Below are 12,883 nucleotides of genomic sequence, written 5' to 3'. Positions count from 1 at the left end.
GTATTTTACACCGTAAGAAAGATAATAGCGGATGCCGTTCACTCTGGTTCATTCTTGCTGTTATTATCTATCATACATCACTTTAGGGCAGCTAGAAAAATATAAGGGTCTTTGCAGGTAATGATGATAGGAAATTGTTTGAAATGAAGCGAATTGGATATTATGATAGGGACAAACTTGTGAAAGTGAGGATGGAATAATGGGTTTCAAAAATAAAACGGTGATTGTAACAGGCGCTTCGAATGGTATAGGGAGAGGCGTGGCAAAGGGATATGCAGAAAGCGGCGCTTCAGTCGTTCTCGCAGATTTGGACGAGCGGGAAGGTCTTCTGTATGTGGAAGAGCTTAAAAGTAACGGTCATGAAGCCATGTTCGTCAAAACGGATGTACGCAAGGAAACGGACATCCAACATTTGATGGATGTAACTCTAAAAACATATAAGACCATTGATATATTAATCAATAATGCAGGAAAGGCATTATTCAAATCGCTTTATGACCTGACGATCGAGGAATGGGACGATATGATGAATACGAATTTGCGCAGTGTTTTCCTTTGTTCCCGGGCTGCGGCAAAATCGATGCGGAAAAATGAAAAGGGGGGTGCAATCATCAATTTGGCATCAACCAGAGCAATGATGTCTGAGCCTGATTCGGAATCCTATGCAGCGACAAAAGGGGGTATCAAAGCAGTGACACATGCACTTGCCGCTTCTTTAGGCAAAGAGAACATTACGGTCAATTCGATTTCTCCGGGATGGATTGAAACGGGAGATTATGAATCGCTGAGGGAAAAAGATCACCAGCAGCATTTTTCCAATCGGGTTGGCAAGCCTGAAGATATTGCAAGGGCCTGTCTTTATTTAACGGCATCGGAAAATGATTTCGTTACGGGTGCGGATCTTATCGTCGATGGAGGCATGACAAGAAAAATGATGTACGAGGAGTAATATCATTTTTTCCGATAAAGATATTGCAGTTCAGTCCCGAGTTCACGGTTGAGCAGCTGCTCCATTTCTTCAAGCTCTTTTATGCCGATTGGGCCATCGGCAGCTGTCCAGTGAATGGTATAAACAAAATAGTACTCTCTAATTTTTCGGAAAATAACAGGCGAATTCGGGAATTGATCAAAAATTGCCTTGATATTATAGCGTCTCATGTAGGACCACTTAACAAGCTGCATGTAGCTACCCATCCTTTTCAAAAGAGATCAATGACTGCCATAGTGGCAGCCATTGGTCCGGTTCTTATTTATCGTTGAATAAATTGAATAAGCCTCTAGCAACGCTGCCTTCTTCGGAGGATCCTCCATTTTGCGGCGCTGCAGCAAATACACGGCTTGCAAGCCGGCTGAATGGCAAAGATTGCACCCAGACGGTCCCGGGTCCTTTTAATGTTGCAAAGAATAAACCTTCGCCTCCGAATAAAGCGGTTTTCACGCCTTTTACAGTTTCAATATTGTAATCTACCCCGCTGGTCATTGCTACTAAACATCCTGTATCGACGCGTAAGATCTCTCCTGCAGCCAATTCTTTTTTATGGATCGTGCCGCCTGCATGAACGAAGGTCATTCCATCTCCTTCAAGTTTTTGCATGATGAAGCCTTCACCGCCAAAGAAGCCTGCCCCTATCTTTCTTTGAAACTCAATTCCTACTGAAACGCCTTTCGCTGCCGCAAGGAATGCGTCTTTTTGACAAATGATTTTCCCGCCGAGCTCGCTTAAATCCATCGGAATGATTTTACCTGGATAAGGCGAGGCGAATGAAACATGTTTTTTATCTCGTCCTTCATTCGTAAAAGCCGTCATGAAAAGACTCTCACCAGTAAGGAGCCGTTTCCCGGCTCCGAATAGCTTACCCATCATTCCGCTGTCACCATTCGAAGACCCATCGCCAAAGATGGTTTCCATCTTGATTTGATCTTCCATCATCATCAAACTTCCAGCTTCGGCAATTACCGTTTCCTGAGGGTCCAATTCCACTTCAACAAACTGCATATCATCTCCATATAATTTAAAATCTATTTCATGGTTATTCATTTTCCATTCCTCCTATCAATCTTATTTTCATTGTAAAAGATAAACTCTTAACCTGCCAATATTTTTCATTTTCTCGCCGTAATTTATATATTTTTTGTTTTCACGGGTATATCTAGTAAAATGTAGGAAGAAAAACAGCATGTCACTTAAGCGGGAATGACCCTTTTCTTAAGTGCAGGAGGAGACAGCCATGGAGACTTACATATTATCATTGGACCAGGGAACGACAAGTTCCCGGGCCATTTTATTTAATAAAAGCGGGGAAGTTTTGCATATTGCGCAAAAGGAATTCACCCAATATTTCCCGAATCCTGGATGGGTGGAGCATAACGCCAATGAAATTTGGGGTTCCATCCTATCGGTAATCGCTTCCTGTCTATCGGAAATGAATGTAAAGCCTGAACAGATCGCTGGAATTGGCATAACGAATCAACGGGAGACGACCGTGGTATGGGATAAGGAAACAGGTCAGCCGATCCATCACGCCATCGTCTGGCAATCCCGGCAGACAAGTGAAATTTGCGCGCAATTGAAGGATGGAGGTCTCGATGACTTATTTTTGCAAAAAACCGGTTTGTTGATTGATGCTTATTTTTCAGGTACAAAGGTGAAATGGATTCTCGACCATGTAGATGGGGCACGGGAAAGGGCTGAAAACGGAGACTTATTGTTTGGTACGATCGATACGTGGCTGATATGGAAACTTTCGGGTGGTAAAGCACATGTAACCGATTATTCGAATGCTTCAAGGACGCTGATGTATAACATTCATGACCTGAAGTGGGACGAAGAGCTACTGGAAATCCTGCAAGTGCCGCGATCGATGCTCCCGGATGTTCGCTCTTCATCGGAGATATACGGGAAAACAGCGCCACACCATTTCTTTGGGTACGAAATCCCGATTGCCGGGGCAGCGGGAGATCAACAGGCCGCTTTGTTCGGCCAAGAATGCTTTGAAAAAGGAATGGCTAAGAATACGTATGGCACCGGATGCTTCATGCTGATGAATACAGGGGAAAAGGCAGTGAAATCAGAGCATGGCCTGTTGACCACGATTGCATGGGGTCTGAATGGAAAAGTCGAATATGCCTTGGAAGGCAGTATTTTTGTCGCAGGTTCAGCCATACAATGGTTAAGGGATGGGCTGAAACTCTTGCAAGATCCGAAAGACAGTGAAAAGTATGCTTTGCGGGTCACTTCAGCCGATGGTGTCTATGTAGTTCCCGCATTTGTTGGATTAGGTACCCCTTATTGGGATAGTGATGTTAGGGGAGCTGTTTTCGGACTGACAAGGGGGACATCGAAGGAGCATTTCGTCCGGGCAACATTGGAAGCATTGGCCTACCAGACAAAAGATGTCCTTAATGCCATGGAAGTCGATTCAGGGATTAACCTGAAAGCATTGAGGGTCGATGGCGGCGTTGTCAAAAACAACTTCTTGATGGAATTTCAAAGCGGCCTCCTGAATGTACCAGTCGAAAGACCCGTTATTAGTGAAACGACAGCGTTAGGAGCGGCGTATTTGGCTGGGCTCTCTGTCGGATATTGGGAAGATCAGGAAGAGATTTCAAAGCTATGGGCAGTCGATAAGAAATTCGAACCCGGGATGGAAGAACAGGAACGGAAGGATTTATATAATGGATGGAAAAAGGCAGTTCAGGCGGCAAGGGTTTTTAAATAGAGTAAGTAAGGGTATTAATAGAGAGAGGAATACAGAACGTACAAACTTAAAAAAGGGGTGGTAATATGTTAGTTAAGGATTTCATGATAAGGGAAGTCTACGTAGCCCGTCCTGATTTTACATTAAAGGAAATTCTGCGGATATTAATCGAAAATAAAGTGGGCGGGGTCCCCGTTGTGGATGAACAAGATAAGCTATTGGGAATGGTGACGGACGGGGATATCCTCCGTTATTTAACACCTGCTGAGGAAGCCATCATGGGATATTTCACCTACATTACGGTTCTTCCCGGTGAAGAGTTGGATGAAAAGGTTACATCCAAAATGAATGATAAAGTCTCACAAATCATTAAAAATAAAAGGATTACAAAGCTATCCCCCGAAGATCCGTTGGATGAATTGATAAAGGTCCTTTCCAAGCATCATTTCAAGAAGATCCCCGTCGTGGACAAAAATGATAAAGTCGTCGGCATCATCAGCAGGGGAGATGCACTTAGGGCCCTTTATAAGGAATTCGTTCAAAAGCTGGAGTAAATGGGGATCATAAAAAGGCCTGCTAGATTACGAGCAGGCCTTTTTGTAATCATCATTGAGTGCTTTCTACTGCTTTGTCTGCATCAGATTCACCTTTTGCTCTTTTTTCCTTCAATTTAAAGTAGGCGTCCATTACGTCCCGCCCGATCCGTTTGTTTATATCATCAGAGGGCTTGCCTTGATACACCCATGGCACGACGACAGAAAATGCCACTTCAGGATTATTGTGGGGTGCATAACCTACAAGCGTCAAATTGATAGTCGGGACTGGAGCGCTATATTGATTTCTCCGCGGTCCGTCGTAAAAGGCCTCGGCAGTACCCGTTTTTGCTGCCGCACGGTAGGACTTCCCGCCGAAATATTTATATGCCGTCCCGCCTGGCTCCTGTGCGACCTGTCTGAATCCTTCCTGGACACGTTGCATCCAAACGTCTTTTCCGCCTAAGTCATTTAATACTTTAGGACTCATTGTTTTAAAAACGCTGCCCAATTCTTCTTGTTCGTTGGAAGGATTCCTGATTTCCCTGACCATATGGGGCTCAAGCCTTTTTCCGCCATTTGCAATCGTCGATACGTACTGTGCCAATTGCATAGGAGTATATGTATCATACTGCCCAATCGATAAATCCAGCAGCAATCCATCTGTTGACATATCGACTCCTTTAAACCCTACGGATTCATTTGGCAGGTCGATGCCTGTACGGACACCCAATCCAAATTGGGCATAATGATTCCGCATGATTGAATAAGCTTCCCGGTTGATTCCTAACGGCCGGTTAGGGATATAATGACCGCCGGCAATTTTGATTGCCGTCATGAACATATAGACATTCGACGATTTCTTTAACGCAGAGACATCGGTTACATAACCCAAATCACTATAAGATCCTTTCATAGGCGCCCCTGCTAAAAGGAGTTTTCTGTCAAAAAAAGCTGACCCTGGTGCGATGGCTCCTGTCTGAAAGCCCGTGTAGACCGTAGCCCCTTTGACAGATGACCCCATCGTATAGGAGGTCGTAATGTTTCCAAGGGCGAAATCGTTCATTTCGGTCAATCCGGTCTTACTGTTGCGGCCGTATTGCCTGCCGGCCATCGTAAGCACCTCGCCTGTATTCGGGTCCATTAAAACGACAAAGGCACGATCCAATAAGTAGGTATTTCCTTTAGCTTTCGATTTCGACAATTCTCTCTCGATGATTTTTTCAACCTGCTGCTGCAGCTCCATATCAATTGTAAGGACCAAGTCTTTTCCGCTTTGCCCTTCAGTCAGGGTATTCGTATTGATGACTTCCCCTTTGCTCAGCACATTTTCAATCCGGGTCTTTTGACCGCGGAGGACATCTTCATATTGCTTTTCGATATAACTTTTTCCGACCCGGTCATTCCTGGTATAGTCTCGTGCCAGATAATAGTCGATATTTTCACTGGGAATGCCTTCTTCGGAAGAAGAGACCTTGCCAAGAACCGAGCGGAGGGTCTCGTCATACTTATAGGTCCTTTCCCAATCCGTCGTTACATCCACGCCTGGCATTTCATCCAAATGTTCGCTGACCCTGGCGAATTCCTTAGTGGTGACATCTTTATTCTTCACGATTGACGGTGCGAGGGCATAGCCGCTATTGAATTCCCGGAAGATGGCGATCACTTCCAATTCATCCTTGGTGAATTCGTTGATATCCTCATCGGTTACCCGTTCCATTTGAAGTTTGTATAAATCTTTTTGCTCCAGTTTCTTTTCGATTACTTTCTTCTTCTCCGCCTTGGTGATCAAGGCTTCGGCTTCTTTCGGATGCTTTAAAATCCAAAAATCCTTTTTATCCGGCAGGGTTACCTTTTTGGTATCCTTTTCTATCAAGGTGGCAAGGACTTCTGCCGTCTTCAACATATCGGCCGTTTTCGTATTCGGGTATTTCGTATAGGTGATGGCATTACGTGGCTCATTATCAACGACCGGATTCAAGTTCCGGTCATACATCTTGCCTCGGGGAACGGGGGTATTGGCCACGTCGTTTTCCGTTCGGTCGACTTCGCGAAGGTAATCATCCCCATACACGATTTGGACGATGCCAAGCCGGATTATTAAGCTTGAAAATAAAATGAATATTAAAAAGAACATAAAGTTCAGTCGGAAAGGAATTGGGGTTTTTTTCTTTTTTTCTTTGGCCATCATTAACATTCCTTTCTAGTAAAAGTAAAAAATAAGAAAATTCCTATCTCCAATGATATATAAAATTAACTTATTTTTCTATGCTTTATCCGTAAATTTATCTATATTTCCAAAAGATTGTTCTGAAGTTATATAATCCCTAGTAATCTTATAATTAGGAAAATTTAAAGCTCAATGGGGGTTTAATAGATAAAGAGAGGGCGAAGCGGCAAAGCGACAATCATGAGGAAGATGCATATTGAGTCACTCTTGTGGACAAAGCGCTTGGAAGGTAATTTTGCAAATGAATGAAAAGTGTCTTAAACCTTAGAATCCATTCACAATGACTTAAGTACCATGATAAGCATTAATTTGCTTCATATTTACTAACGGGAGCTTGAGTCGTGACACTGATAATCTCTTTGAAATATCCGGATAGCTCAAGCCATTTTTCAGGGTAAATATAGTTGAAGCGTTCGATCATTTCTAGGGAGTGAAGCACAAGGCAATCAATTTGTCCCGTTTTTTTACTTTGTATATTGAATAGAAGTTCATGCGGGATTGTGTAATAAGGGTGGATTTGAAACGGATTGAGTATGACCGGGGAAATATTATTCTCTTCCATATACTTGTCCGTCACGATCTTTTGGATTGCAAAGCTTTCATCCGTATGTAAATCCCCGATTTTGTAATTTGGGTTCAATAGTACAATGCCTCTCATTTGCTTCACCCTTCCTTTTTGCTAACCATTCTTGCCAAATGGGGGAAGGGATATTCAAAGTAAGAGGCGTAATGCTAGAAAATGGCTTTCATTCCGTTAAAGATTTTGAGATGCTTGACACTTTCGAGCACCTCGTTGGTCAGGTCCGCCCTTTTAATGATCGGTAAGCTTCGTAAATCTTCTAAGAAGCTTTCATTCGTGAACCAATCAAAGGAATGGGGAGGAAAGAATAGATGATCTTTCCAAGCATCATGAAGAGTGGGGCTGTAAACTTTATCATCTTTTGACGTGGATGCATCAGAGGAATATATGCATGCCCAGTAATCCTCTCTGGAGCCCTTGTGGGGAATCTCTTTTGTAAATGGGCCAACACCGCGAAAAACCACCGGATGCTGAAAAAGAAGCTCATATAATGATTTGCCCGTTTCAATACGCTGTTTCGGGTCGGCAAAGCGTTCAACGGTAAGGCCTGTCAAGGAATGAAATCCTTTTTGCTTGTTTGCATAAGGAAAGATCACTTTCATGAAGTGCAGCTGAAAATCAAGCCTGCGGAGGATTTCGCCATGACCGGTGCGTTTTAATATCCTTTCCTGAAGTATTCTTTGCTCATTGATGATAAGGGCCGTTGTCAAAAGGGGGGAATGGGGCTCTTCAATGAAAGATTCCCAAATCGGGGCCATGAATCTTGAAATGCGGAATACCGGTAAATACCTTCTTAGCTGAAGTTCTTTTTGTTTGGAATGTTCATATAAAAGAAGCTGGGGGAAAGCATCAGCAAATATGGCTGAATTGGCGCGCTCAAGGAACAGGAAGAATTTCTGCCGTTCCGCTCGGTCAAGGAGGTGGGTCATGGCTGAACTTTTCAAGTCAGACATATGGTATCCTCCATTCCTCGAAACCATATGTGCTAAAAAGGCCCAATGGCCCTCTGGATCGATTGTAAAAGGCAAGATATGCTTGTGTTCTTGTGATATTGTTCCGGTTCAGGGCAGCCGTCGCGGTTCGAATCCTTTTTATAAGAGCGGTTTCCTCAGGGAAAAAAGCTTTTGACTCATCAAAAGGCTGAAAGAGCTCTTTTTGTAAAAGGGATTTTAGCGTGCCATATCTTTCAGCATCGATGATGGGTTTTGTTTTGGCAGGGTGTTTACCCAACAGCTTTTTCAAATAGAGAGCATACAATCACCACGAATGTTTTTCGCTCATTATATGCAGAGCCGTCAAGAAAGGGGCATTGCATTTGCAAGGCCCCCAGGTGATGTCATTTTTTCTTTTCCCGGTACAATAAAATATAATAGACTATCCAGAAAAGAAACACAGGAATGAAGGATAAAAATCTATATTGGACCGGTACGGCAAATAAGATGAAAATGGATGATAATAAAAAGGGAACCGCCAGGAGTATATATTTTCTCCATTGCATATGCTGAACCTCCTTAGGTTACGTCATCCTATAAGAATAAAGGAATATCCATCAATAATCTAGAAAAGTCGCAATTGACAAAAATAAGCAAAGGTAGTAATCTTTACATATAAGTTAAAAATTACCATTAATTTAAAAAAGGAGGCGAACGTCATGACTAAATCAGTTAAGCACAGTGATGTCATAATCGAATATCATACGTCCGCCTGCCCAGAGACCTTGTCTTTCTAGACAAGGGATCCGACGTGTTCATTGATCATTTTAAAGCGCAGGTTGTGGAATTTTCGCGGCCTGCGCTTTTATATGTGTTATTACGCATCTAAAAAAAGCTTCCGCTAATTGGCGGGGGCTTTTTGCATTTGGGATACAGGTGCATTAGCATCCTTTCCATATAAAAGATAGGAGGAATTTAAAATGAGACAAAAGACATTGGGAATTTTATTGAAGCCGGGAGATCCAGAAAGCGGTTAGCGAGTGAAAGGTTTGACCAAAAGGGAGGGGAATTCATGTTTGCGATTTTTAAAAAGCTGTCCTGGTTCTTTAAAGAACAGTGGCAGCGTTACACCTTGGCGATTTTATTTCTATGTCTAGTGAATATCTTGGAGGTCATCCCGCCAAAACTTGTCGGGAATGCCATCGATGATATGAACAATGGCACCATGACGCAGGAAGCGGTCATGAAATACGTCATTTATTTGCTCATGGTACTGATCGGCAGTTACCTATTTGGTTACTTATGGAGTTATCTGTTATTCGGCGGAGGTAACCTGGTCGAACGAAAACTAAGGTCCGGATTTATGGGCCATTTGCTGAAAATGACGCCGAGCTTTTATGAAAAAAACCGTACAGGGGATTTAATGGCAAGGGCAACCAATGATTTAAAGGCAATATCCCTCACGGCTGGTTTCGGGATATTGACCCTCGTTGACGCAGTGCTGTTCACCATTACGGTAGTGGTCATGATGGGGGCCACGATCAGCTGGCAGTTGACGATTGCGGCGGTGCTGCCGCTTCCGATCATGGCAGTGATGATGCAAATTTACGTGAAGAAAATTTACAAACGTTTTACGGATGCACAAGCAGCCTTTGGTACTTTAAATGACAAGGTCCTGGAATCCATTTCAGGTGTCCGTGTTATCCGGGCCTATGTCCAGGAACGGGAAGATGAAAAGCGGTTTGATGAAATGACCGAGGATGTATATCGCAAAAATCTAGCCGTGGCAAGAATCGATGCTCTCTTTGATCCGACGATCAGCATTATCATCGGCATCAGTTATTTAATCGGGTTGGGCTATGGCGCTTATCTTGTGTTTCAGCAGGCCATAACGCTTGGCGGACTTGTTTCGTTCAATGTGTACCTAGGCATGTTAATCTGGCCGATGATCGCGGTGGGTGAACTGATCAATGTCATGCAAAGGGGAAATGCTTCACTAGATCGTGTTCAGGATACCCTTTCACATGAAGCGGATGTGAAGAATTCAGTTGGGCAGGGGAGCATTGCGAATCCGGGAAATATCCAATTCGATTCAGTGTATTTTACATACCCTTCCTCAACGGTTGTGAATCTATCCAATATTTCCGTTTCGCTTGAGCGCGGTCAAACATTGGGGATAGTGGGGAAAACAGGTAGTGGAAAAACGACATTCGTGAAGCAATTGCTGCGGGAATACCCTTTAGGAAAAGGTGAAATCGCTTTTGCAGGCATGCAGCTGGAGCAACTGACCCTTGAAGATATTCGTAAATGGATCGGCTATGTTCCACAGGACCATTTTTTATTCTCGAAGTCTGTTAGGGATAACATCTTATTCGGTAAAATGGATGCAACGGAAGATGAACTGGCTAAAGCTACCCGGCTTGCGGATTTTGAGAAGGACTTAATGATGCTGCCAAACCGTCTTGAGACACTAGTGGGTGAGAAGGGTGTCGCACTATCCGGAGGGCAAAAGCAGAGGATTTCAATTGCCAGGGCACTGATCAAAAATCCAGAAATCCTTATATTGGATGATTCCTTATCTGCTGTAGATGCAAAAACGGAAACGACGATCATCGAAAATATCCAAAATGAACGTGCAGGGAAAACGACCATCATCACAACCCACCGCTTATCAGCCGTTCAGCATGCGGACAGGATTATCGTGTTGGACAGCGGAGAGATCATCGAAGAGGGGACTCATGAGGATTTGCTGCTTAAAGATGGCTGGTATAAGGAGCAATATGAGCGACAGCAGGTTGACGAAGGGAAGGAGGTGAAGGCATGAAGGTCGTAAAAAAACTTTTTAATTATGCTGCCCTTTATAAAAAATTGATCATTGGCGCCCTGATCATGCTGGCACTTTCGGTAGCGGCCGATTTAACGGGTCCTTTCGTTGCCAAGAAAATCATCGATTCACATATACTTGGCATTGAATCTTCCTGGTATGGGACGGATAAAGGAAAGGATGCTGTCAAGTACGATGGAAATTGGTATAAACGGGCTGATTACTTTGCAAAAGGTGAGAAGAAAGGCAGGGAAGTCCATGTTCTGCAGGTTGGCAATCAATTTGTCTTCGTAAATGAAGCTGTCCCTATCGATGGGCGCAGAACCTTGGAGGACCAATCATTGATCATCAGGAAAGACGGGAAAGAGCAACGTTCACAAGCAGTGAAATTGACAAGTCAGGAAGTGATGGGATTTTACCAACCGGAAATCCCTCGAATCGTTAAGCTTGTGGCTTTTTATTTTAGCCTTGTCATCCTCTCCTCCATTTTTCAATATGGACAGAGTTTTTATTTACAGAAAGCGGCGAACCGAATCATACAGAAGATGCGAAATGATATTTTTAAGCACATTTCCCGTCTGCCGATACGTTATTTCGATAATATGCCGGCGGGTAAAGTTGTGGCAAGGGTCACGAATGATACGGAAGCGATCCGGGAATTATATGTAACCGTGCTCGCCAACTTCTTCTCGAGTACAATTAATATCTTCGGCGTTCTAATTGCTTTGTATATTTTGGATCCACGAGTGGGTACCATTGGCACTTTACTTATTCCGATCATCGTCATCTGGACGATGGTATACCGTAAATTCGCCTCGAAATATAATCACATCATTCGGGAACGGGTCAGCGATATTAATGGGATGATCAATGAATCCATTTCTGGAATGAGCATCATCCAGGCATTTGGGCGTGAGAAGGAGACGAAGCAATCTTTTGAAAACCTGAACCGGGAGCATTATTCCTATCAAAATAAAATGCTTCATTTGAATTCGTTGACGGGTGGAAACTTGATTGGCGTCATTAAGGTTTTGTCGCTAATGGCATTCGTCTGGTATTTCGGCGGGATTTCCCTTACAGCGAGTTCGGCCATTTCCTTAGGGATGATGTATGCAATTGTTGATTTGATCAGCCGCCTGCTTCATCCGCTTCATGGAATCGTCAATCAGTTCGCTAATCTTGAACAGGCGCTTGTTGCAGGGGAGCGGGCATTCAATTTATTGGATGAGAAGGGATTGGCAGTCAGTGATGAAAACATGTCCAGATACAAAGGAAACGTGCAATTCGAACATGTTTCTTTTGGCTATAAGGATAATGAATATGTGTTAAGGGACATTTCCTTCTCCGCCAAACAAGGGGAAACGGTCGCGTTAGTCGGCCATACTGGGTCAGGAAAAAGTTCTATAATGAATTTATTGTTCCGCTTTTATGACAGCAGTGAAGGGCAAATTAAAATTGACGGAAAGAATATATTGGATATTCCCCATCAGACGCTTAGGGAGCATATGGGAATCGTCCTTCAGGATCCCTATTTATTTACTGGCACCATCGCCTCCAATATCAGTCTGAACCAAAAAGGCATCACAAGGGAAATGGTTGAAAAATCATTAAGAGATGTCGGGGGGGACAAAGTGCTGAAGCATCTTCCTTTAGGGCTGGACGAACCGGTGATTGAAAAAGGCGGAACGCTGTCTTCCGGACAGCGGCAGCTAATCTCTTTTGCCCGTGCTCTTGCATTCAATCCGGCCATATTGATTTTGGATGAAGCGACAGCGAGCATCGATACCGAAACCGAGGCAATTATCCAGGAGGGAATGGAAGTGCTGAAAAAAGGGAGAACGACCTTCATCATTGCACATAGACTTTCCACGATAAAAAATGCAGACCAAATTCTTGTACTAGATAAAGGGCGGATTGCTGAGCAAGGTACACATGAGGAATTAATGGAACTAAAAGGAAAGTACTATCAAATGTATGAACTGCAGGCTGGACCGCATAAAGGCATGGCTGGCTGACACAAATGAATAAGGGTGGTCCATCAAGATTAAACTATAAAGAGGGTGCCGACTATTGGTACCCTCAAGCA

The 12,883-nt window shown here is 43.5% G+C and carries 11 protein-coding genes; 5 read left to right on the top strand and 6 right to left on the bottom strand.

The features are described from left to right. Positions 1-199: 199 nt before the first annotated feature. Entirely contained in the window at positions 200-949 is a 750-nt protein-coding gene (locus ACFVS1_RS16290; protein WP_387548794.1) for a glucose 1-dehydrogenase, read from the top strand. 2 nt (positions 950-951) lie between these two features. Here the strand turns inward: ACFVS1_RS16290 and ACFVS1_RS16285 are convergent, their stop codons facing one another. Further along, a complete protein-coding gene (locus ACFVS1_RS16285; protein ID WP_352922167.1) occupies positions 952-1,182 on the bottom strand; it encodes a hypothetical protein in 231 nt (76 codons plus the stop codon). Positions 1,183-1,246: 64 nt separating this feature from the next. Then, entirely contained in the window at positions 1,247-2,038 is a 792-nt protein-coding gene (locus ACFVS1_RS16280) for a TIGR00266 family protein (RefSeq protein ID WP_048687434.1), read from the bottom strand. Positions 2,039-2,228: 190 nt separating this feature from the next. Between ACFVS1_RS16280 and glpK the strand changes: the two genes are divergently transcribed. Both glpK and ACFVS1_RS16270 read left to right on the top strand, forming a co-directional pair. Further along, positions 2,229-3,719 carry a glycerol kinase GlpK gene (gene glpK, locus ACFVS1_RS16275; RefSeq protein WP_387548792.1) on the top strand — a complete coding sequence of 497 codons (1,491 nt, stop codon included), beginning with the start codon at positions 2,229-2,231 and terminating at the stop codon, positions 3,717-3,719. A 65-nt stretch (positions 3,720-3,784) separates the two neighbouring features. Continuing rightward, positions 3,785-4,252: a CBS domain-containing protein gene (locus ACFVS1_RS16270; RefSeq protein ID WP_207439698.1), complete on the top strand. Its 468-nt coding sequence runs from the start codon at positions 3,785-3,787 to the stop codon at positions 4,250-4,252. Positions 4,253-4,304: 52 nt separating this feature from the next. On the opposite strand, the gene ACFVS1_RS16265 is transcribed toward ACFVS1_RS16270, so the two are convergent. From ACFVS1_RS16265 to ACFVS1_RS16250, 4 genes are all read right to left on the bottom strand, one after another. Further along, positions 4,305-6,419 carry a peptidoglycan D,D-transpeptidase FtsI family protein gene (locus ACFVS1_RS16265; protein WP_387548789.1) on the bottom strand — a complete coding sequence of 705 codons (2,115 nt, stop codon included), beginning with the start codon at positions 6,417-6,419 and terminating at the stop codon, positions 4,305-4,307. Positions 6,420-6,765: 346 nt separating this feature from the next. Further along, positions 6,766-7,119, bottom strand: a complete 354-nt coding sequence (locus ACFVS1_RS16260; protein WP_387548787.1) for a hypothetical protein — start codon at positions 7,117-7,119, stop codon at positions 6,766-6,768. Between the two features lie 74 nt (positions 7,120-7,193). Beyond that, positions 7,194-8,069: a DUF2515 family protein gene (locus ACFVS1_RS16255; protein WP_387548785.1), complete on the bottom strand. Its 876-nt coding sequence runs from the start codon at positions 8,067-8,069 to the stop codon at positions 7,194-7,196. A gap of 308 nt (positions 8,070-8,377) precedes the next feature. Next, positions 8,378-8,539 (bottom strand): hypothetical protein, encoded by a 162-nt coding sequence (locus ACFVS1_RS16250; RefSeq protein WP_241590707.1) that lies wholly within the window; start codon positions 8,537-8,539, stop codon positions 8,378-8,380. A gap of 506 nt (positions 8,540-9,045) precedes the next feature. Here ACFVS1_RS16250 and ACFVS1_RS16245 point away from each other — a divergent pair. Both ACFVS1_RS16245 and ACFVS1_RS16240 read left to right on the top strand, forming a co-directional pair. Next, positions 9,046-10,797 (top strand): ABC transporter ATP-binding protein, encoded by a 1,752-nt coding sequence (locus tag ACFVS1_RS16245; RefSeq protein ID WP_387548782.1) that lies wholly within the window; start codon positions 9,046-9,048, stop codon positions 10,795-10,797. Beyond that, positions 10,794-12,812: an ABC transporter ATP-binding protein gene (locus tag ACFVS1_RS16240; RefSeq protein ID WP_387548780.1), complete on the top strand. Its 2,019-nt coding sequence runs from the start codon at positions 10,794-10,796 to the stop codon at positions 12,810-12,812. Before ACFVS1_RS16245 ends, ACFVS1_RS16240 begins: the two co-directional genes overlap by 4 nt. Positions 12,813-12,883: the final 71 nt, after the last annotated feature.

Origin of the sequence: Peribacillus sp. NPDC058075 (genome assembly GCF_042885195.1) — a bacterium.
Lineage (GTDB): Bacteria > Bacillota > Bacilli > Bacillales > DSM-1321 > Peribacillus.
The sequence above is the reverse complement of the archived record's forward strand: the minus strand, read 5'-3'. Positions and strand labels throughout refer to the sequence as shown.

Bases quoted from the DNA above. Each gene is read 5' to 3' on its own strand.
- ACFVS1_RS16260 (WP_387548787.1), bottom strand. From the start codon at position 7,119: ATGAGAGGCATTGTACTATTGAACCCAAATTACAAAATCGGGGATTTA.
- ACFVS1_RS16285 (WP_352922167.1), bottom strand. From the start codon at position 1,182: ATGCAGCTTGTTAAGTGGTCCTACATGAGACGCTATAATATCAAGGCA.
- ACFVS1_RS16280 (WP_048687434.1), bottom strand. From the start codon at position 2,038: ATGAATAACCATGAAATAGATTTTAAATTATATGGAGATGATATGCAG.
- ACFVS1_RS16265 (WP_387548789.1), bottom strand. From the start codon at position 6,419: ATGGCCAAAGAAAAAAAGAAAAAAACCCCAATTCCTTTCCGACTGAAC.
- ACFVS1_RS16290 (WP_387548794.1), top strand. From the start codon at position 200: ATGGGTTTCAAAAATAAAACGGTGATTGTAACAGGCGCTTCGAATGGT.
- ACFVS1_RS16250 (WP_241590707.1), bottom strand. From the start codon at position 8,539: ATGCAATGGAGAAAATATATACTCCTGGCGGTTCCCTTTTTATTATCA.
- ACFVS1_RS16240 (WP_387548780.1), top strand. From the start codon at position 10,794: ATGAAGGTCGTAAAAAAACTTTTTAATTATGCTGCCCTTTATAAAAAA.
- glpK (WP_387548792.1), top strand. From the start codon at position 2,229: ATGGAGACTTACATATTATCATTGGACCAGGGAACGACAAGTTCCCGG.
- ACFVS1_RS16245 (WP_387548782.1), top strand. From the start codon at position 9,046: ATGTTTGCGATTTTTAAAAAGCTGTCCTGGTTCTTTAAAGAACAGTGG.
- ACFVS1_RS16270 (WP_207439698.1), top strand. From the start codon at position 3,785: ATGTTAGTTAAGGATTTCATGATAAGGGAAGTCTACGTAGCCCGTCCT.